The organism is Rhodoferax sp. GW821-FHT07G04, assembly GCF_059418585.1.
In genome coordinates this window covers 460,299-479,518 of sequence record NZ_JBWKQD010000001.1, presented here as the reverse complement: position 1 = coordinate 479,518, position 19,220 = coordinate 460,299, and the positions used below count along the sequence as shown (strand labels likewise).

The following is a 19,220-nucleotide window of genomic DNA, read 5'->3' as shown; positions in this document are numbered from 1 at the left end:
GGCATGTAATTGACAAATACCCGGCTATTTCCACCCACCACCCAACACTTTGTACAGCGTCACCAAATTTTGCACCTGCAGCAATTGCACTTGCACGGCCGCTTGTTGCGCAGCAAACAGCGAGCGTTGGGCGTCCAGCACGTCAAAGGCGCTGGACGCGCCATGCTTGAAACGCAGGTCGGTCAGCTCCATGCGGGTCTGCTCGGCGGCCAATTGCGCATTTTGAGCGCGCAGTTGTTCGCCCAGCGTGGAGCGGCCGGCCAGGGCATCGGCCACTTCGCGGAAACCGGTCTGTATGGCTTTTTCGTATTGGGCCACCGCGATGTCACGGGCTGCCTTGGCCGCATCTAGGTTGGCCTGGCTGCGGCCATAGTCGAAGATGGGCACCAGCAGTTGCGGCGCGAAGGTCCAGGCGGTGGTGCCGTTGTTGAAAAGCGTATCCAGGTCGCTGCTGACCACGCCGGCACTGCCGGTCAGTGTGATGCGGGGGAAGAAGGCCGCGCGGGCTGCGCCAATATTGGCGTTATTGGCCAGCAGCGTTTGTTCGGCCTGGCGGATGTCGGGGCGGCGTGTCAGCAACTCAGACGGCACGCCGGCTGGCAGGTCGGGCAGCATGCCCTGGGCCGTGATGGCCAGGCTTGCAGGCAGATCCGTAGGCAGGGGCTGGCCCACCAGCAGTACCAAGGCATTCTCGTCCTGCGCGCGTTGGCGCGTGGTCTGGGCCAGCGCGGCCTTGGCGCTTTCCAATAGCGACTGGGCTTGGCTCAGCTCCAGCTTGGACGCGGCTTCATTGTCAAACTTGAGCTGCGTCAAACGCAGAGATTCCTGGCGTGTGGCCAGCGTCTCGCGCGTGGCAGCCAGCAGCACGTCGTCGGCCAGCAGACTCAAATAGGTGTTGGCCACTGAAGCAATCAGGCTGATCTGCACGGTCTTGCGGGCTTCTTCCGAGCCCAGCAGCTGCGCTTGCGCGGCTTGGCTCAGCGCGCGCACGCGGCCGAAGAAATCCAGCTCGTAGGCGGTGACGCTGAAGCCCGCCGTATAGGTGCTGGTGATGGCGCCTGATGCCACGGGCCCGCGGCTGCCGGCTACCCCAGCATTCACCGTGGGCAGTTCATCGGCACGGCGCAGTTGGAACTGGGCGCGCGTTTGCTCGATGTTGAGCACTGCCACGCGCAGGTCGCGGTTGTTCTGCAAGGCCAGTTCGATCAGGCGCTTCAGGCGGGCATCCTTGAAAAAGTCTTGCCAGGCGATGTCAGCTGCGGTACGGACCGATGCGACGGTCCCGTCATTTGCAAACTGCTCGGCGACGGGTGCAGCAGGCCGTTCATACGTGGGTATGAAGCTGCATCCGGCCAAAGACAACAGGGCGGCCGACAGTAGGCTCAGGCGCGGCAGGCTGCGGCGGGGTTTCATGTTGGGTTTATTCATGGGTTTGCACTCCTGTCACATGGCCGTGCTCTGCATCAAACTTGCGTTGGCGTTCACTGCCTTTGAAGATGCTGCGCACCACGACAAAGAAGATGGGCACAAAGAAAACGGCGAGGATGGTGCCGATCAGGCTGCCGCCGATCACACCGGTACCAATGGCGCGCTGGCTGGCCGAGCCTGCACCGCTGGATATCGCCAGCGGTAGCACGCCCAGCACAAAGGCCATGGATGTCATCAGGATAGGGCGGAAGCGCATATGCGCGGCGGCCAGTGCGGCGTCAATAGCGCTTCGGCCCTGGGCCTGCAGGTCTTTGGCGAACTCGATGATCAGAATCGCGTTCTTGGCCGACAAGCCAATGATGGTGATCAGCCCGACCTGGAAGTACACGTCGTTGGCATAGCCGCGCAACAGTGTGGCCAGCAGCACGCCCAGCACACCCACTGGCACGACCAGAATCACCGCCAGAGGGATGGACCAGCTTTCATACAGTGCGGCCAGGCACAAAAACACGGCCAGGATGGCGAAGCCATACAAGACCATGGCCTGCGAGCCAGCCAGCTTTTCTTCGCGTGACAAGCCGGTCCATTCAAAGGCAAAGCCTTCTGGCAACTGCGCGGCCAGCTTTTCCATCTCGTCCATGGCGTCACCCGTGCTATACCCCGGTGCAGCCGAGCCGCCAATGCGCATGGACGGGTAGCCGTTGTAACGCACGGTCTGCATGGCGCCTTTGATCCAGCGGGTGCTGGCAAAGCTGGACAGCGGCACCGGCTTGCCTTGGACATTGGGTGTCGTCAGTTGCAGGATGTCTTCCGGCTGCATGCGCGATGTCGCATCGGCTTGCACCACCACGCGCTGCAGGCGGCCCTGGTTGGGGAAGTCGTTGATATAGGCCGAGCCCAGCGCCGTGGAGATGGTGCTGTTGATGGAGTCAAAGCTCACCGACAAAGCGCTGGCCTTGTCGCGGTCGATGTCGATCTGCAGTTGCGGCGCATCTTCCAGGCCATCCGGGCGCACCTGGGTCAGCACCTTGCTCTTGGATGCCATGCCCATCAACTGGTTGCGCGCAGCCAACAAGGCATCGTGTCCCTTGCCGGCGCGGTCTTGCAGGCGGAAGCTGAAGCCCGAGGCCGTGCCCAGCTCGGGAATGGGGGGGGGGCTCAGGGGGAAGATGAACGCATCGCGTATGCCCATCAAAGCGCCAAAGGCGCGCCCGGCCAGTGCCCCTGCCGTGTGCTCTTCACCCTTGCGTTCGGCCCAGTCTTTGAGCGTCACAAACACGAGGGCAGCGTTCTGCCCTTGGCCCGAGAAGCTGAAGCCCAGCACGCCAACCATGCTTTGCACTTCGGGTTGCTTCAAGATGAAAGACTCCACCTGCTCCATGACGTTTTGCGTACGCTCGCGCGTGGCGCCGGGTGGCAGTTGCACATTGACCAGCAAATAACCCTGGTCTTCATTGGGCAGGAAAGACTTGGGCAGGCGCACATACATGACACCCACGACGGCAATGATGGCGCCGTAGATGATCAGGTAGCGGCCGGCGCGCTTCAGGATGCGCGCCACCCAGCTTTCATAGCCCTTGGCGGTGCTGGCAAAGCCGCGGTTGAACCAGCCAAAGAAACCGGTCTTGGCGTGGTGGTGCCCCGCCTCTACCTGCTTGAGCAGCGTGGCGCACAGCGCCGGTGTCAACGACAGCGCCATGAAGGCCGAGAAGCCAATCGAGCACACCATCACCGCCGAGAACTGGCGGTAGATATTGCCCACCGAGCCGCTGAAGAAGGCCAGCGGCACAAACACCGCAATCAACACCACGGTGATACCCACGATGGCGCCCGAGATCTGGCCCATGGCCTTGCGCGTGGCCTCCAGTGGCGTGAGGCCTTCCTCACTCATGATGCGTTCCACGTTCTCCACCACAACGATGGCATCGTCCACGACGATACCGATCACCAGCACCATGCCGAACATGGTCAGCACGTTGATCGAGAAGCCCAGCGCCAGCAGCATCGCAAAGGTGCCCAGAAGCGCCACCGGCACCACGATGGTGGGGATGACGGTGTAGCGGAAGTTCTGCAAGAACAAGAACATCACCAGGAACACCAGTACGACCGCAATGACCAGCGTCTCCGCTACCTGCCCAATGGAAATCTTCACGAAGCGCGAGCTGTCGTACGGCACGCTCCACTTCACGCCTTTGGGGAAATAAGGCTGCAGTTCGCCCATGCGGTCGCGCACCGCCTTGGCTGCCGCCAATGCGTTGCCGGAAGGGGATAGCTGCACGCCGATACCCGCTGCTGGCTTGCCATTCAGGCGTGCCGATGTCGCGAACGTCTGCGCACCCAGTTCAATGCGGGCCACATCCTTCAGCCGCACCGTGGATCCGTCTGCATTGGCGCGCAGCACCACATTGCCAAACTGCTCGGTATTGCTGAGCTGCCCGTCCACCACCACGGTGGCGGAGATGCCTTGGCCCGCGATATTGGGCAGGTCGCCAATGGCGCCGGGTGACACCTGGGCATTTTGCGAGCGGATGGCGGCGTTAACCTCGGCGGCAGACAGATTGAAGCCGCTGAGCTTGGCTGGATCCACCCAGATGCGCATGGCGCGCTCCGTGCCGAACAGCTGGGCTTGGCCGATGCCGGGCAGGCGTTGCAGTTCGGGCACGATGTTGCGCGACGCATAGTCGCCCAAGGCCACGACGTCGATGTCCGGGTTGTCGCTGGACAGCATCGTGAACAGCAGGAAGTTGGAGCGCGCTTTTTCCACGCGCACGCCCTGCTGCGTCACAGCCGCCGGCAGGCGCGGTGTGGCGCGCGACAGGCGGTTCTGCACGTCCACCTGCGCCAGGTCGGGGTTGGTGCCGGGCTCAAAGCTGACCGAGATGGAGCCCGTGCCATTGGCTTGCGCCACGGATTCCATGTAGATCATGCCGGGCGAGCCGTTCATTTCGCGCTCGATGACGGACAGCACACTGTCCTCCAGTATCTGGGCCGATGCACCGGGGTAGCCGGCCGAAATGACGATGGTCGGTGGTGCCACCGTGGGGTACTGCGCAATGGGCAACTGCGTGACCGCCACGCCACCCATCACCAAGATAAACAGTGCAATCACCCACGCAAAGATGGGGCGGTTGATAAAAAACTGAGCCATGTGCCGTGCCCCTTATTGCTTGCTGGCAGCGGCCGACGGCGCGCTGGCGGGGGCCGACGCAGAGCCACCCGGTGCGGATGCCGCTGGCGCACTGGCCGCTGCTGCAGCGCCTGGTGTCCACGGCACGGGTTTGACCGGTGCGCCGGGCACCATCATTTTCTGGAAGCCATCCACAATGACTTGCTCACCGGGTTTGAGACCGTCCAGCACCAGCCACTTATTGCCCTGTGCACTGCCGATCTTCACCGGGCGGGGCACGGGCTTGCTGTCAGCGCCGACCACCAGCACGGTGTCACCCTGGTTGGTGCGGGTCACGGCTTGTTGCGGTAGCAGCATGCCGGCTGGCACTTCGGCTTGCGACAAGCGCACGCGCACATACTGGCCGGGCAGCAGCAGACCATCGGGGTTGGGCACCTCGGCGCGTAGCGTGATCTGGCCCGAGCTCGCATCCACCGACAAATCGGTGAATAGCAGCTTGCCGGTACGGGGCAGCTCGCTGCCGTCTTCCAGCACCACGCGCACCGGCACCGAGCCGTCGCCCGCGCTGCGCAGTTGCTTGGCGGCAATGGCCTTGCGCAGACGCAGCACATCGGTCGTGGATTGGGTGAAGTTCACATACACCGTGCTGGTCTGCTGGATCAGCGCCAATTGCGTGGCTTCGGCCGCGCTGACCAGCGCGCCTTCGGTCACCAAGGCCTGGCCAATGCGGCCCGAGATGGGGGCGGTGACGCTGGCATAGTCCAGGCTGATCTGCGCGGTCTGCAGCGCCGCCTTGGCGGTGGCCAGATCGGCCTCGGCCTGCTTGTGGGCGGTCACCAACGTGGTGTATTCCTGCTTGCTGACGGCATTGGCTTCCACCAGTGGCTTGTAGCGCTCTACCTGGGCTGCGGCCTGCGCCAGATTGGCCTGGCCCTTGGCTACGCTGGCTTGCGCGCTCTCGAACGCGGCGCGGTAGGGGGCGGGGTCGATCTGGTACAGCAGCTCACCGGCCTTGACCTCGCTACCCTCACGGAACAGGCGCTTTTGCACCACACCGTTGACCCGCGCCCGCACCTGCGCCACGCGCACAGCGCTGACACGGCCTGGCAGTTCGGTTTGCAGTGCCACGGTCTCATTGGCCACCGTCACCACGCCGACGGTGGCTGGGGGGGGACCACCGGCACCGCCGCCTGCACCACCGGCGGGTGCTCCATCCTTGCCGCCGCCGCAAGCAGCCAAAGCCAGGGCCAGCGGGGTCAACAACAGGGCAGAGCGGGGGAAAGAAAAGTAGGGTTTGATGGGCTGGTTGGCAGTAATCGGTGTGGACATGAGAAATCCTTTTTTTCTTTCGATGAGAGGCCTGGCCCACGCCAGGGGGTGACAGAAGTGCCGAGCCCGCGCGCTGCGGTCTCGGCGACAAAAAAACTGGAAATCGGGAAATGTGGAACTAGTATACATACAATGATGAATGTATGTTGACAACCCCGAAAATGCAGGCCCAACCGTTTTGAGCAGACCTTAGCCATGGCCCGACGCACTAAGGAAGATGCCCTGGAAACCCGCGACCAGATACTGGACGCGGCGGAGCGCGTGTTCCAGCGCCGGGGTGTTTCGCGTACCTCTTTGCAAGAGATTGCCACCGACGCGGGCCTGACACGCGGCGCCATCTACTGGCACTTCCAGAACAAGGCGGACTTGTTTGACGCCATGATGCAGCGCGTGACCCTGCCCATGGTGGCCAATCTCAACAGCCAGCCCGAGTCGCTGACTGCCGATCCATTGCAACACCTGCGCCGCAATGTGGCCACCGCTTTCCACCAGACGGTGCATGATCAGCAGGTACGCCGCGTGTTTGAGATTGCCTCGCACAAGGTGGAGTACGTCGACGAACTGCAGATGCTGCGTGAACGCCACATCACCGAGCGCGACCAATGCATCAGCGATTTGCACCGTTTCCTGGTACTGGCCGTGGAGCGCGGCCACTTGGCCACCCAAACGCCAACCCAGGTGGCCGCCATGGGCCTGCATGCGCTGATCGACGGCCTGATGAGTAATTGGCTGCTCAACCCGGAGTCCTTTGACCTGGAGGCCGTAGGCGCCCAGGCGTTGGAGGCTTACCTGGCGGGTCTGGCCGTCCCGCATGCGGGCAAGAATGCTATTTAATTTATAGCGGGTAGCCCTTGTTTGGCGAGGGCTACTGGCCTAAATGAAAAAGAGTCCCTCGCGCACCGTGCACGAGGGACCAATTCCGCAGGACAAGCCACGGACCCTCCAATACCAACTGTCTAGGCGTTCATCTATTGATCGCTGATCCGCCGGTCTTGCAAAATGCGCCTCCAACGCTCGGTGTCTCTTCGTACATAGTGGGCCAATTCCTCCGCGCTGCCGGGCGTTGGATCGACCCCTTGTGCGGTGAGTTGCTTCGCAACCACCGGGTCGGACAGCGCCCTTTGCAGCGTGGCGTTGACCCTCTCCACGATGGCGCGCGGAGTTTTGGCCGGCGCAAAGACGCCGTACCAGATTTCATACTCAAACCCTGTGATGCCGGATTCAGCCAGCGTGGGCACCTGCGGCAAATTTTTGTCCCGCTTGGCACTGGCAACTGCCAGCGCGCGCAAGCGGCCATTGTGCAGGTGCTGCTTGATGGTGGGCAATGCATAGAAGCCCAGGTCGACATGGCCTCCTATCAATTCATTGACGGACGGTGCGCCACCCTTGTACGGCACGTGAACCAACCGGGTGTCGGTCAAAGATTGGAAGATTTCCATGGCAATGTGGTTGGGACTTCCGATGCCGCTGGAGCTGTAGTTCAAGACACCAGGCTTTTGCTTGGCCAGGGTCACCAGTTCGTGCACTGTCCGGGGTGTCAGTGTGGGCGTCGTCACCAGGACGGGTACGTTGGTGGAAACGCGCCCAATCGGCGCAAAGTCTTCGGTCGCAACATAGGGCAGTTTGGGGTTGATGAGTGGCAGGGTGACCATGTTTGAACCCGCGCATACCAGCAAGGTATACCCATCGGCAGGGGCGTTGGCCACGGCCACCATACCCGCTACCCGTGGCCTGTTGTCGATGACCACAGGTTGACCCCAGATTTCGGTCATTTTTTGCCCAACGATGCGCATGGTGTTGTCGATTGCGGCACCCGGTGGAAAAGGAATGACCAGTCGAACGGGCCTGTTGGGATAGGGTGTTTGGGAGCAGGCCGTATGCGCAAAGGCCAGCAAACCAACCACCATGGCGATCGCATGCCAAGGTCGGCGCAGGCGCAAGGCTGGCTTGCGGTCAGGCATAAAGACCACGAACGCGCTCCATCAGGTTAAGGGCCAACGAATCCACAAACACCGTCAAATCCTGGAGAAGCCTTGGGTAGTGCGATGACTTGGTGAATGTGCGCTCATCCATGTACAAGGCGCGATTGATTTCGATTTGTACCGCAAATTTCCGCTCCGACGGGCGGGCATTGCGGTGTATCAGTTCACCACCTTTATACGGATCGTTGAGCTGGACACAGTAGCCACCTGCGCGCAAAAGTTCTGCAATCCACTGGCTGAGGGCCGGATGCGCGGTTGTACCATCCTGGTCGCTGACCACCATGTCCGGGCGCCGGCGCCCGCAGTCTGCATTCATTGCATTTCCCGCGGACTTCATAGAATGGCAATCCAGCAGCAGGCACATGCCAAATCGCTGCCGGGTTTTTTCCACCAAGAAACCCAATGCCTGGTGGTAGGGATCGTAGAGGTCAATCAATCGGCGAAGAACGTCCATTGCCCCCAAGGGCTGCGTATACAGTGGCACGCCCGGCAGGATGTCGCGCCTTATCAGTCCGCTGCCGCGCGCCGACCGCTGCGTGGGCTCCAGCGGGAAAGGCAAGGAACCACCTAGCAAGCCGGGGTCGATATCGTTGCGTGCACGGTTTGCATCAATATAGGCACGGTGGAAGTTGGCCGACATCAGCGGTGCACGGCCCTGTAGCGCGGTGGCCCACAGTTCGTCCACGAACGCATCGCAAGCGGTCATCAACTCGCTGTGGCTGGCGCACGTGGGTTGCGTGTCGGGCCAGTACTTCCAGCTGTGTGGTGCGTCGACCACCAGCGGAAATCGTTGCTGCGCCAGGCTTCCCACGGTCGTATAGGCTTGCATGGTCGTTGTGCTGCGTGCATCGGTTAGTTGTTCCACGGCTGCATGACCCGGAGCAGGGCGTCGGGGTCCACGTCCAGCACGTGGTTGGCAACAAAGCTGTTTTGTGAGTCCGGCTCCAGTGCGGCAGCCACCAAGGCCCCCAAAGCCTGGTTCAGCGGAACAAACCAACTACCCGCAGGCAGCAAGCGCTCGGCCGCAGCGGTGTCCACGGTCAACTCGCGGATGGCGCGCTCCGCCGTGATGGCGCCACGCGCGTCCTGGCGTTGCCCACCGGTCTCGGCCAGCACCCTATAGCTCTCCACCCGCATATGGCGATCCTGTTGCACGGGCCAGACCTGGACACCCAGTGCTCGCAGGCGCTCCACCGCATCGCTCTGGCCGGCGGCCAGCCAGTACCCGCAGGGGCGGGAGCGCGTGCGTTGCACCTTGAGTGCGAGAGACGAGCGCCAATCCACGGGTTCCATGCGGTCTTTTCCGGTCTTGGCGTCGACCAGGTGCAATAGCTCCCGCGTAGGAACAGCCTGGGCCTGCACCACCATGTCACCCCTACAGGCCGCGTCCGCGGTTGCCTGGCCGGCTGCCGCCACGGCCTGGACCAGGGCTAGGCCTAGCGCCCCCGCACTTCTCAGCACCGCCAGTGTGGCCTGCACATGGCTGTGCACGCGGCGCGCGTAGTGGGCGCGGCCAATACCCACACCGCGGGTCTCGATCAGCAGGCTGACCGCATGGCGCAGCCCGTAGACATTGCGGCCGGTGTCGGGCTGCACCCCCCCCATGCTGACGACTTTGTCCTTCGCATCATTCGACGAGGTGTGGTACCAAAAGGTTTTGAGTCCCTGGGATTCCAACGCCAAGCGCGCGGAGGCAACGAATTCCCGCAAGGCCAGATCGCCCACCGCCGTGTCCATGTTGCCGACCGTTGCTGCCTGTAGCAGGGCGTCATAGTGGCTATAGGCCCTGAATTTCTCCAACCAGCGGCCACCCACGGTGAACTCGTGCAGATCCATAACCACCTGCGGGGAAAAACGCAGGGCGGTGGCGGCGATGGCGCGGGCTTCGGGGGTCTGCAACAGCAAGTGGTCGCGGTTGACGTCCAGCCCGTTGGCGCTGGCGCGAACGAAGTTGTTGGCTCCGTCCGGGTTGGCGCGCGGCATGACCAGCACATTGACCGACGCCAGCAAGTGGCGTTGGCTGGTCGCCAATTGCTGCACCAGGGCCAGCGCCGCTTCACCTCCCGCGGGCTCGTTGCCGTGCTGTTGGCCCAGCACCAGCACCGTCGGCTTGTCCGCCTGGAACTGACCAGCTGCCGACAGCAGTACCAGCGGAATATCCCGCCCCTGCTGCGACTTGCCCACGGTCTCCAGCCGCAGCGTGGGGTTTTTGGCCGCGAGTTGCCGCAGGTAGTCCATGGCCTCGCTGTGGCTGGTCAGATCGGTGCGATCTGGGCGCAGTCCCGGTGTCTGGTAGGGCAGTACCGGATCCGGGTAGCGCCGCGCCACGGGTGCGGGTTCGGCTTGGACTTGGGATGCGTCAAACTGGCTCCACGCGGGCCCGCTCAGCGCACTGCCCACGGCGAATGCAAAAAACAGTCTCGTCAATTTCAAAATCAACTCCTGTGGGAAGTGGCTGGTGCAGGCTTGCGCATCAGAAGTTGAACTGAATGCCACCGCTGACGATGCTGAATTCGTTGGAGCCGACGTTGGTGTTGGGGTCCTGCCTATCCCACAGCACATAGACCAGGGCGTTCTTGTCGATCTTGTGGCTGTAGCCGATCTGGAAGCGGGTGAGCATGCCATTGCGGTCCGTCTGCACTTCACGCTCCATGTAGTTGGCCACGATGCTCCCGGCGCTGCCAATGGGTGCGCTGATACCCAGCAGCCGGTAGCGGACTGCGTTGCGGGTGGTGGCCGTGCTGTTGTAATTGTCTTGACCCACCAGGGCCGACAAGCGCAGCCCGCCGAAGTCATAAGAACCCACCAGTTGCCACTTGTCGGTGAAATCATTGACGGCAAATCCGCCCGCCTTGCTGTCCGAGCCATAGCCCAGGCCCAGGCCCCAGTTGGTCTGGCTGTAGTTCAGGCCGATATCCATCTGCTTCAGGTCGGACTCGGTCAGCCCGGTGCCCGGTGAGGCCACACTGGTCGTGCCGCTGCTGGTGACGGTTGATGTGCCGTCGTTGCCAAAGTAGTAGTAGCGCGCCCGTACGTCAAAGCCGCCCACAGTGGGGCTCATGTAGCCAATGGCATTGGACGTCCGGTTGCGGGCGTTCAGTACGGATGTGCCAATCGCCGTCGCACCGGCATCGTGCACCACAAACGGAACGTGCTTGGTGATCTGCGAGTAGAGGGGGGATCCGGTGGGGTTGGCAGAGTCCAGGCGCCCCATGGCAAATTTACCCAGCGCCGTGTCGGCACCCACGTAGACGTTGCGGAAGTTGGGCGATGTCAGGTTGCCGCTGTCGGCGGACACTCCCAGCTCAAAGCCGTATTGCAGCGTCAGGCCGCTGTCGGTGCGGCGTGCACCTTTCACACCCAGCCGGGAGGCGTTGTCGGTCTGGCTCAACACGGAGTCGTTGGGGTTGGCGCGGCTGTCGATGCTGAGGTCAATGCGGCCGTAGATGTCAACGCCATCGACTTGTGTTTGTGCCCAGCAGCCTTGCGCGGCCACTGCGCTGACGATGGCGAAACCCATAGGGATGTGTTTGGTGTTCATAAAAGTTTTTCCTGGTTGTAAGTTGCACGGCTCAACGCTGCCATCTCGGTATCAGGTCTTCTGGAATTTGCTGCTGTATTCACAGCGCCCGCCATGACCCGATGCGGCGCGATTTTTGGCCTTGCCTCTGATCTCGACAACCCTATGAGCAGGCCGCATTGCCCTATGCTTAAACTGAGGCTGCGCAGTGCTGGCCTGCCTGCATGCGTGACACTTCACGTCTTTCGGAGCTTGTTCATGTCCACCCGCACATCCAGCATTCCTTTCGGCCAGATGGAGGCCTTCCACGCGGTCATGACCCACGGGTCCACCATCGAAGCCGCTGTGCAATTGGGCTTGTCGCAATCGGCGGTCAGCCGGTTATTGGCGCAGTTCGAGAAAGAGGTGGGACTGCATTTGTTCAAGCGCAGCAAAGGGCGCCTGCTCCCTACCAACGAGGCCTTCGCATTGCTGCGCGATGCGCAGGGCATGATCGAATCTGCGCAGTGCCTGCGCCGCCATGCCGATCAGTTGCGGCTGGGGGGCTTTCGGCGCAACCTGCTGAAGGTGGCGGTGCCGCACACGCTGGCCCTGCAACTCATGCCCTCGGTGGTGGGCAACTTCATCCACAAGCAACCGGCGGCCGTGGTCGAGGTGCTGTCCATGTCGTACGTCGAAACCGAGAAAGCCATCTTGAGCCGGGAAGTCGACATCGGCATTGTGCGCGCGCCTGTGGTCCTGCCTGGGCTGGCGACCGTGCAGACCTTCACGTCGGAAGCGGTTTGCATCCTGCCACGCAAGCACCCCTTGAGCCGGCTGAAGGTCATCGCTTGCACGGATCTGGAGGACGTTCCGTTGGTTCTGATCGGCCGGCAGCAGCAAGTGCGGCAGGAAATAGATCACGCCTTTCGCAAGGTCCGCTTTCTGCCGCGCGTGGTGTGTGAAGTGCATGCGGTTGGCGTGGCTTGCGCCTGTGTTGCCAAGGGCCTGGGTGTGTCCATCGTCAACGGCTCCATTGCGCGGCATTGCGAGAGCATGGGCTTTGTGACACGTCCGTTCCTGCCCAAGATTGCCTTGTCTTTTGGTGTTGCCATGGTCAACGACGCGAGGCACAACGCGCTGGCGCAGGAGTTTGCCGGCGAACTGGTCAGTGCGATTCAGCAAGCGCCCGCCTGAGAACGGCCCCATGTCCTTGGGCTCATCATCTGCGCTAAGCTTGGCGGCTTTGGCCTCCCCATGGCTCCAACGCCGGCAGGCGCCGCGCGCCACCATCTCACATACACCATGAAGAATTTGTTGAAAAAAATCCTGATCGCACTGGGCGTTTTGGCCCTGCTGCTCGCCATCGGCATTGCTGTGCTGGTTTACCTGATGAACCGTGATCCCGACCTGGCCTACAAAAACGGCGAGTACGAAAAGGCCATTGCGCTGTACCGCGTGGCCGCCGACAAGGGTGACGCCGTGGCGCAAAACGCCATGGGCATCATGTACGAGCAAGGCCAGGGTGTGGAGAAAAACCTGGAGAAGGCGGTGGACTGGTACCGCCTGGCGGCCGAACAGGGGCAAAGGGACGCGCAGTACAACCTGGGCATGATGCTGCGCGACGGCACGGGCGTGGCGCGTGACGCACGGGCCGCGTTCGGCTGGTTCATGCGATCGGCTGAGCAAGGCTTGGCCGAGGCGCAAAACGAGGTCGGCAGCCAGTACTCCAATGGCGGGGGTGTGGCACGCGACGCTGCGCAGGCCGCGCTGTGGTTCCGCGAAGCGGCTGACCAAGGCTACGCCTGGAGCCAATACAGCCTGGGCGCCGCGTATTGGGATGGTGACGGCCTGGCACAAGACCAGGCACTGGCTATCAGCTGGTATCGCAAGTCAGCCGAGCAGGGCAATACCTATGCCCAGGTTGCGCTGGCCTACGGCTATGAGTCGGGCTTCGGCATCGCGCAGGACTATGCACAGGCCTTGGCCTGGTACCAAAAGGCCGCAGGCCAGGGTTATGCCGACGCCTACCACCATCTGGGCGTTATGTACTCCAACGGCTGGGGTGTTGCCGAAGACCAGGCACAGGCTGTGGCCTGGTACCAGAAGGCAGCAGACAAGGACCACGTCGAGGCGCAAAACAACTTGGCCGCCCGCTACGAGCGGGGTGTGGGCGTGGCGCAAAACATGGAGCAGGCGGTGCGCTGGTACCGCAAGGCGGCCGACCAGGGCCAGGCCGACGCCCAGTACAACCTGGGCCGCTTGTACGAGACCGGCAGCGGCTTGGCCCAAGACCCGGAGAGGGCGATCGAGTGGTACCGTAAGGCCGCCGAACAGGATCAGGCGGATGCCCAGTTCGCGCTGGGCCTGGCCTATGACGAGGGCCGCAACCTCGTGCAGAACTACGCCAAGGCCTTGCAGTGGTACACCAAGGCGGCGGCGCAAGACCATGCCGATGCGCAGCACAACATTGGTGCCTTGTACGACCACGGCCACGGCGTGCCGCAAGATGTGGACAAGGCCGTGGACTGGTACCGCAAGGCGGCGAGCAATGGCTACGCGGGCAGCAAGGTGCTGCGGCCACCGGCTGAGGTGCAGTGATGGCGGGGTAGTTGCATTTTTGTGGCGTGCAAGGAGTTTGAACTTTTCGATTGGCCCCATCGGGGCACGCATTGATAATGGCTCCATGAGCAACACAGTGTTGAAGAACGAAGTTTGCAGTGGTCGAAGCAGAACAGAGCACTTCGCGCTCGCAGCGGTCTGCGCAATGGCCTTAGTGGGTTGCGGCGGTGGGAGTGGAGGCACTTCTGCCAGCGCGCCGGTGGAGACCCAGTGCAGGAACTTCGCCAGCAAAGTGGCCAGAACCACGGTGCTCGCTGGCGCTCCAGCCCCGGTTGTGGCGAGTTGCGAATTTAGCAACCAGCTTCTGCAGCTGACCTGTCGTGCCAGCTTCACCGATGCGGATGGAGTGGCCGCGGTCCAGACCAAGACCTGGACCTATGGGTCGGTCGCTGATTTCGTCAACGAAGCCCGTGTGGTCGGCATGACGACCAGCAAGGCCTTTGCCAGTGATACCCTGGCGGCCAATGGCGTGAGCCGCTCCGGTTTCTACGCGCTGATTCCGGATCGCCCCATCCAGGGCAGCAATACCTTCGCAAACGGGAAAATACTCGCCAGCGGAAGCATCCAGTTCACTGCCTGGGACGCCAAGTTGCGACCCATCGCGGGTGTGGCGGCGCCCATTTGCACGACCGATACCGGGCATACCTATGCGTACGACGATACCCTGCGGCAGGTGTCCGATACCTATGCCAACACGACCTCAGCCTTCCTGCCCGGAGTGGGGCGCCTGTGCCTGATCCCCGCAGTCAGCATCACCACACTGGACGCGCAGGGCAATGTCACCGACAGCGGTGGCGTGCACTTCGAGGTGCTGGAAACCAAGCCGGTGTGTCTGTAGGGGCAGTGCGGACACGGCGCCTGGTGTGGCGACGCAAGGCCCCACCGTGGAGCGGTATTGCGCAGCATGTGTGCATCGCAATTGCCTGTCTTTGATACCCAATGGCTTGCATTGTTAATATGCTATAGCTTAGATAGCGGATGGCGTATATTTGACGAGGGCTAGGGCACGGAATCCTTGGAACGAAGCGACAGACCGTGCTTGGCCGCTCTGTCTTCCAGACGCTGCTGTTCCCGCATCAGTATCTTGCTCACCTTACGCAAGTTCGCAATCTGCGCATCGACCGCGGCGCGCTTTTCCGCCATCAGGCGCGCACCTTGCGCGCAGTCGATGCTTTGCGCACGCATTGCATTTAACACTTCACGTATCTCTTGCAGTGAGAACCCCAGGGATTGGAGTTGTTGCAGCAGGGTGGCGTCTTTGACCGCCGACTCAGGGTAGTCACGGTAATTGTTGGGCCCCCGGCTTACGCCGACCAGCAGGCCCTCACGCTCGTAAAAGCGAAGGGCGTGGCGCCCCAGTCCGGTTTGGCTTTCCAGTTCGGCAATGCGCATGAATTTTTCTCTTGACTGTAGACCTTGCTCTACACCTTAGCATGGCTTTTGGCGGAATGTAACGACTGCAAGCCCGCTTCACTTTCAAAGAAGAGTACACCTATGCATTTGCTTGTTGAGAGGGCCATTCACATCCAGCGCCCCGCCTTGGCCGTATTCCAGTATGTGGCGAATATGGAGAAGTTTGGAGAGTGGTTTCCGGGCGTCATCTCCATCGCATCATCCAACGCTCTCGAGCACGGGCAGCAGGGAAAGGAATATCGTGAAACCGTGTTAGTACCGTTCAAGGGAAAGCGAAAAGTCACACTGGAGGTGCGCGAGGTGCGGGGCCACACATTCTTCGCCACGGAGGGACGGTTTCCTCCGCTGATGCCACGCATGGAAATCGTGCTGAATGAAACCGGGACAAATTCCTGCGAACTGACTTGGCGCATGTTCAGCAGGAGCAACAGTTTGATCGTCCGGTACACCTTGCTTCCGCTGGCCAGTCGGGTGATGGGAAAACGCGCGGCCTTGGGTCTCGCGGCACTGAAGAAGCAGTTGGAGGATGGTGGGCCCTGACTACGGTTTCAGTAGCGCCTCACTCAATCTATCCGAGGGCTACCGGCCAATTTGACCAATAGCCCTCGCCGAAATCAAGCCAAAGCCGCTTGCATCGTAATCGCCACCCCACCCAGCACCGCGTTCCCCGACAGCGGGTCACGGAACTGGTCGTCCAGCAACGCGTTCAGGTTGGCGCCAGGCCGCTCAGCCGCCACGCGCAGTTGGGCACCTTCAGCATCGTGTCCCCAGCCGTGCGGCAGGCTCACCACGCCGGGCATCATGTCCGCCGTGATGTGCACTTGGGCGCGCACCTGGCCGCTGGCGCTGCGGATGTCGGCCAGGGCGCCGTCTTGCAGGCCCAGGCGTTGGGCGTCGGTGGGGTGGACCAGGGCCGTGCAGCGGAACGGGCCCTTGGCCAGGATGGGTAGGTTGTGCATCCAGCTGTTGTTGGTGCGCACGTCGCGGCGGCCGATGATGACCAGGTCGGGGGCGGGGCGCTGCAAATCTGCGGCCGGGCGTGCCAGATCGGCCAGCAGCGATGGCGGTGCCAGTTCCACCTTGCCGCTGGGCGTGCGCAGCATTTCGGGGATGCGGGGTTGCAGTTCACCCAGGTCAATGCCGCCGGTGCTGTTGGATGCCATGACCTTGGCCAGTGTCAGGCCGTCGGGCTTGGTGCCAAAGCCATCGCCATAAGGGCCGCTGCGCAGGGCCACTTCCAGCGCGCGCCGAGGGCCTTTGTAGGCCTTGGTGGCCGCCACCACGGCGTCGGCATGGGCGCCAAACAGGCGCTGTGCGTCTTCGGCAAACTGGGCGTCGTCCAGCGCGTCGGCATCCAACTGCGTGCCCTTGCCCTGGACGATGGCGACCAGCTTGGCCAGTGTCTGCCACTCTTCGGGTTGGCCGGCTGGGGCCTGCAGCACCGGCGGGCTGTAGCGGGCATGGTTGCGCCACGACAGTTGGGGAAAGGCCACGTCGTAGTGGAAGTCTTCCAGTGGTGACACGCCCGGCAAGATCACGTCCGCATGGCGCGTGGTCTCGTTCAGATAGATGTCCATGCAGACCATGAAGTCCAGCTTGTCTAGTGCCTTGGACAGGCGGGGGCCGTTGGGGCTGGACAGCACCGGGTTGGTGGCCACGGTGATCAGGGCACGGATCTGGCCCTCGCCAGGGGTTTCGATCTCTTCGGCCATGCAGGTCATGGGCAGCTCGCCAAAGACCTCGGGTGCACCGCTCACGCGTGCATGGTGGCGCCCGGTGGATATGCCCTTGCCGATGCCGGGCTTGCCGGCGGTGTTGGACGCAAACGCGGCCGACTTGGTGAACATCACACCACCCTCTGTGTCCAGATGCCCGGTGATGGTGTTGAGCACATCCACCAGCCAGCTCGACAGCGTGCCATATTCCTGCGTGCAGGTGCCGATGCGAGCGTACACCGCGGCACGTGGCGTGGTGGCCAGCGTGCGGGCCAGGCTGCGGATGGTGTCGGCGCTCATGCCGCAGCGCGCGGCCACGGCTTCGGGCGTGAAGGGGGCCACGGCCTGCTTGACTTCGTCCACACCGTTGACCCAGTTTGCCACCGTACCCAGAGACGCCAGGCCTTCGGCAAAGATGGTGTGCACCATGGCCGCGAGCAAGAACACGTCGGCGTTGGGGCGGATGAAGTGGTGGGTGTCGGCTGCGGCTGCAGTCTCTGTGCGGCGGGGGTCTATCACCACCATCTTGCCGCCACGCGCCTGCAGGGCCTTGGCCTTGCCTTTGAAGTCGGGCACGGTCCACATGCTGCCGTTGCTGACCAGGGGGTTGGCGCCCATCACCAGCAGGTAGTCCGTGCGGCTGATATCGGGCAGCGCCACCGACAGCCAGTGGCCAAACATCAGGCCGCTGGAAAGCTGCTTGGGCATCTGGTCCAGCGTGGAGGCTGAAAAAATGTTCTTGGTGCCCAGCGCGCGTGCCAGCTTGGCGAAGTACAGCAGCAGGCCAATCTTGTGGGCCGAGGGGTTGCCGATGGCCACGGCCGTGGCATTGCGGCCGTGTTCGGCCATCAGCGGGGGCAGGCGGCGGTCGATCTCGGCAAAGGCTTCTTCCCAGGTGGCCTGCTCAAACACGCCGTTGCGCTTGATCAGTGGCGTGCGCAGGCGGTCCGGGTCTTCGTGCAGGTCTTTCAGCGCCACGCCCTTGGGGCAGATGTAGCCAGCGCTGAAGACATCGGCGTCATGGCCGCGGATGCTGATGACCTTGCGGTTCTGCACCTTGATCTCCAGGCCACAACAGGCCTCGCACAGGGGGCAGATGCGGTGGTGGGTGGTGATTGCCGTGGTGTCGGTCGTCGTCGTGTCTTGCATAGGCTCCTCATGCAGCGGAAGTGGCGGATAGCACATTTACGCATGGGGGGCCAACAGTGTCTATAACGCAGGTGACTGACTGACTGGCTGTCCTGCTCCGGGTTTTTAGGCCCGCTATGTAAGCTAGTTGCCCAGCACCCGCACCTGGATCAGCCGCCGCCCGTCCGACGAGCCCGCGCTGCTGTAGCTACCGGCCTTGGCCGCATTGCCGCTGGTCGCAATGGTGACCCACTGGCGCAGCGGCGCGCTGACGGTGGTGCTGTAGCGCTGGCGCGCGGTGGCCGGTAGGTCGGAGCTGGTACGCTCGTCTACGGCGGAGGATTGCACCTCGATCTCCAGCTTGACGGCTTGCTTGCCGCCCGACCAATGGGGCGTAACGGTCAGGCTTTGCCCGGATTCCATCCAGGTCACGGCCTGGGTTACACCGCCAGAGTTTTGGCTGGCCGAGGTGCCGGCCGCGCTGAGTGTGGCGCTTTGTGACTCGATCTTTTGCACCCACTGCATGGGCATGGACTGGTTGATCTGCAGGCTGGCTTTTTCGCCGTTGCGTACCCGCACCTGCTGGGGCGCAAAGTCCACGGCCCGGTTGGTGGTGCCTACGGTATAGGCGTTGCCAGCTTGGGGGCTGTCCTGGTCTTCCTGGCCTTCTTTGACCTGGCGCAGCTCTATGGTCAGGTCGAGCACCACCCCGCGCACGACGACACGGTTGAGCTTCTCGGCCCACGTGGCCGTGGGCACCAGGCACAGAAGCGCTGTGACGGTCAGTGCGTGGGCAAAAGGGTGCTGCATGGCAGGTTTGGGAGACGGCGGGGGGTGATCAGGCTGATTGTGGCGCCATGTCAAGCTTGGCAAATCGCAAAAAAGACACCCTGTGGGGTGGCAAACCGTGGCGTTGGACCTCAGAAGAAGCCGTGACACAATGTTTGTGCATAGCGCCGTTGCAGATACTACTTCTA

At 62.5% G+C, this 19,220-nt stretch carries 15 protein-coding genes; 5 read left to right on the top strand and 10 right to left on the bottom strand.

Annotated features, from left to right (window positions below; all coding sequences use genetic code 11):
- Window positions 1-24: 24 nt before the first annotated feature.
- Genes AC07OO_RS02140 through AC07OO_RS02130 form a run of 3 tightly spaced genes read right to left on the bottom strand, consistent with a single transcriptional unit; the run spans window position 25 to window position 5,884 of the window.
- Entirely contained in the window at window positions 25-1,428 is a 1,404-nt protein-coding gene (locus AC07OO_RS02140; protein WP_495080407.1) for an efflux transporter outer membrane subunit, read from the bottom strand.
- Window positions 1,421-4,576: an efflux RND transporter permease subunit gene (locus AC07OO_RS02135; protein ID WP_495080406.1), complete on the bottom strand. Its 3,156-nt coding sequence runs from the start codon at window positions 4,574-4,576 to the stop codon at window positions 1,421-1,423. The genes AC07OO_RS02140 and AC07OO_RS02135 overlap by 8 nt, the downstream gene beginning before the upstream one ends.
- A 12-nt stretch (window positions 4,577-4,588) precedes the next feature.
- Window positions 4,589-5,884 (bottom strand): efflux RND transporter periplasmic adaptor subunit, encoded by a 1,296-nt coding sequence (locus tag AC07OO_RS02130; RefSeq protein ID WP_495080405.1) that lies wholly within the window; start codon window positions 5,882-5,884, stop codon window positions 4,589-4,591.
- Window positions 5,885-6,079: 195 nt separating this feature from the next.
- Here AC07OO_RS02130 and AC07OO_RS02125 point away from each other — a divergent pair, with 195 nt between their 5' ends.
- Complete coding sequence (locus AC07OO_RS02125; RefSeq protein WP_495080404.1) at window positions 6,080-6,718, top strand: TetR family transcriptional regulator; 639 nt, start codon at window positions 6,080-6,082, stop codon at window positions 6,716-6,718.
- Between the two features lie 134 nt (window positions 6,719-6,852).
- Here AC07OO_RS02125 and AC07OO_RS02120 read toward each other — a convergent pair whose 3' ends face one another.
- The 4 genes from AC07OO_RS02120 to AC07OO_RS02105 are packed head-to-tail and all read right to left on the bottom strand — an operon-like array spanning window position 6,853 to window position 11,407.
- Window positions 6,853-7,845, bottom strand: coding sequence for a Bug family tripartite tricarboxylate transporter substrate binding protein (locus tag AC07OO_RS02120; RefSeq protein WP_495081758.1), 993 nt, complete (start codon window positions 7,843-7,845; stop codon window positions 6,853-6,855).
- The gene (locus AC07OO_RS02115; RefSeq protein WP_495080403.1) at window positions 7,838-8,695 is read right to left on the bottom strand and encodes an N-formylglutamate amidohydrolase; all 858 of its coding nucleotides are present in this window, start codon (window positions 8,693-8,695) and stop codon (window positions 7,838-7,840) included. The genes AC07OO_RS02120 and AC07OO_RS02115 overlap by 8 nt, the downstream gene beginning before the upstream one ends.
- Before the next feature lie 23 nt (window positions 8,696-8,718).
- The gene (locus AC07OO_RS02110; protein ID WP_495080402.1) at window positions 8,719-10,299 is read right to left on the bottom strand and encodes a M14 family metallopeptidase; all 1,581 of its coding nucleotides are present in this window, start codon (window positions 10,297-10,299) and stop codon (window positions 8,719-8,721) included.
- Window positions 10,300-10,339: 40 nt separating this feature from the next.
- Window positions 10,340-11,407, bottom strand: a complete 1,068-nt coding sequence (locus tag AC07OO_RS02105; protein WP_495080401.1) for a porin — start codon at window positions 11,405-11,407, stop codon at window positions 10,340-10,342.
- Between the two features lie 237 nt (window positions 11,408-11,644).
- On the opposite strand from AC07OO_RS02105, the gene AC07OO_RS02100 reads away from it, so the two are divergent.
- The 3 genes from AC07OO_RS02100 to AC07OO_RS02090 all read left to right on the top strand — a co-directional run bounded on the left by AC07OO_RS02100 (window position 11,645) and on the right by AC07OO_RS02090 (window position 14,825).
- Entirely contained in the window at window positions 11,645-12,562 is a 918-nt protein-coding gene (locus tag AC07OO_RS02100) for a LysR family transcriptional regulator (RefSeq protein WP_495080400.1), read from the top strand.
- A gap of 108 nt (window positions 12,563-12,670) precedes the next feature.
- Complete coding sequence (locus AC07OO_RS02095; protein WP_495080399.1) at window positions 12,671-13,966, top strand: SEL1-like repeat protein; 1,296 nt, start codon at window positions 12,671-12,673, stop codon at window positions 13,964-13,966.
- A 166-nt stretch (window positions 13,967-14,132) separates the two neighbouring features.
- Window positions 14,133-14,825 carry a hypothetical protein gene (locus tag AC07OO_RS02090; RefSeq protein ID WP_495080398.1) on the top strand — a complete coding sequence of 231 codons (693 nt, stop codon included), beginning with the start codon at window positions 14,133-14,135 and terminating at the stop codon, window positions 14,823-14,825.
- 161 nt (window positions 14,826-14,986) lie between these two features.
- Here the strand turns inward: AC07OO_RS02090 and AC07OO_RS02085 are convergent, their stop codons facing one another.
- Complete coding sequence (locus AC07OO_RS02085; protein WP_495080397.1) at window positions 14,987-15,379, bottom strand: MerR family transcriptional regulator; 393 nt, start codon at window positions 15,377-15,379, stop codon at window positions 14,987-14,989.
- Window positions 15,380-15,481: 102 nt separating this feature from the next.
- Between AC07OO_RS02085 and AC07OO_RS02080 the strand changes: the two genes are divergently transcribed.
- Entirely contained in the window at window positions 15,482-15,940 is a 459-nt protein-coding gene (locus tag AC07OO_RS02080) for an SRPBCC family protein (RefSeq protein WP_495080396.1), read from the top strand.
- A gap of 74 nt (window positions 15,941-16,014) precedes the next feature.
- Here AC07OO_RS02080 and AC07OO_RS02075 read toward each other — a convergent pair whose 3' ends face one another.
- Together AC07OO_RS02075 and AC07OO_RS02070 are read right to left on the bottom strand one after the other, a co-directional pair.
- Window positions 16,015-18,264 carry a molybdopterin-dependent oxidoreductase gene (locus AC07OO_RS02075; RefSeq protein ID WP_495080395.1) on the bottom strand — a complete coding sequence of 750 codons (2,250 nt, stop codon included), beginning with the start codon at window positions 18,262-18,264 and terminating at the stop codon, window positions 16,015-16,017.
- 123 nt (window positions 18,265-18,387) lie between these two features.
- Window positions 18,388-19,053, bottom strand: coding sequence for a secretin GspD/PilQ domain-containing protein (locus AC07OO_RS02070; protein WP_495080394.1), 666 nt, complete (start codon window positions 19,051-19,053; stop codon window positions 18,388-18,390).
- Window positions 19,054-19,220: the final 167 nt, after the last annotated feature.

Bases quoted from the DNA above. Each gene is read 5' to 3' on its own strand.
- AC07OO_RS02140 (WP_495080407.1), bottom strand. From the start codon at position 1,428: ATGAATAAACCCAACATGAAACCCCGCCGCAGCCTGCCGCGCCTGAGC.
- AC07OO_RS02135 (WP_495080406.1), bottom strand. From the start codon at position 4,576: ATGGCTCAGTTTTTTATCAACCGCCCCATCTTTGCGTGGGTGATTGCA.
- AC07OO_RS02130 (WP_495080405.1), bottom strand. From the start codon at position 5,884: ATGTCCACACCGATTACTGCCAACCAGCCCATCAAACCCTACTTTTCT.
- AC07OO_RS02125 (WP_495080404.1), top strand. From the start codon at position 6,080: ATGGCCCGACGCACTAAGGAAGATGCCCTGGAAACCCGCGACCAGATA.
- AC07OO_RS02120 (WP_495081758.1), bottom strand. From the start codon at position 7,845: ATGCCTGACCGCAAGCCAGCCTTGCGCCTGCGCCGACCTTGGCATGCG.
- AC07OO_RS02115 (WP_495080403.1), bottom strand. From the start codon at position 8,695: ATGCAAGCCTATACGACCGTGGGAAGCCTGGCGCAGCAACGATTTCCG.
- AC07OO_RS02105 (WP_495080401.1), bottom strand. From the start codon at position 11,407: ATGAACACCAAACACATCCCTATGGGTTTCGCCATCGTCAGCGCAGTG.
- AC07OO_RS02100 (WP_495080400.1), top strand. From the start codon at position 11,645: ATGTCCACCCGCACATCCAGCATTCCTTTCGGCCAGATGGAGGCCTTC.
- AC07OO_RS02095 (WP_495080399.1), top strand. From the start codon at position 12,671: ATGAAGAATTTGTTGAAAAAAATCCTGATCGCACTGGGCGTTTTGGCC.
- AC07OO_RS02090 (WP_495080398.1), top strand. From the start codon at position 14,133: ATGGCCTTAGTGGGTTGCGGCGGTGGGAGTGGAGGCACTTCTGCCAGC.
- AC07OO_RS02085 (WP_495080397.1), bottom strand. From the start codon at position 15,379: ATGCGCATTGCCGAACTGGAAAGCCAAACCGGACTGGGGCGCCACGCC.
- AC07OO_RS02080 (WP_495080396.1), top strand. From the start codon at position 15,482: ATGCATTTGCTTGTTGAGAGGGCCATTCACATCCAGCGCCCCGCCTTG.
- AC07OO_RS02075 (WP_495080395.1), bottom strand. From the start codon at position 18,264: ATGCAAGACACGACGACGACCGACACCACGGCAATCACCACCCACCAC.
- AC07OO_RS02070 (WP_495080394.1), bottom strand. From the start codon at position 19,053: ATGCAGCACCCTTTTGCCCACGCACTGACCGTCACAGCGCTTCTGTGC.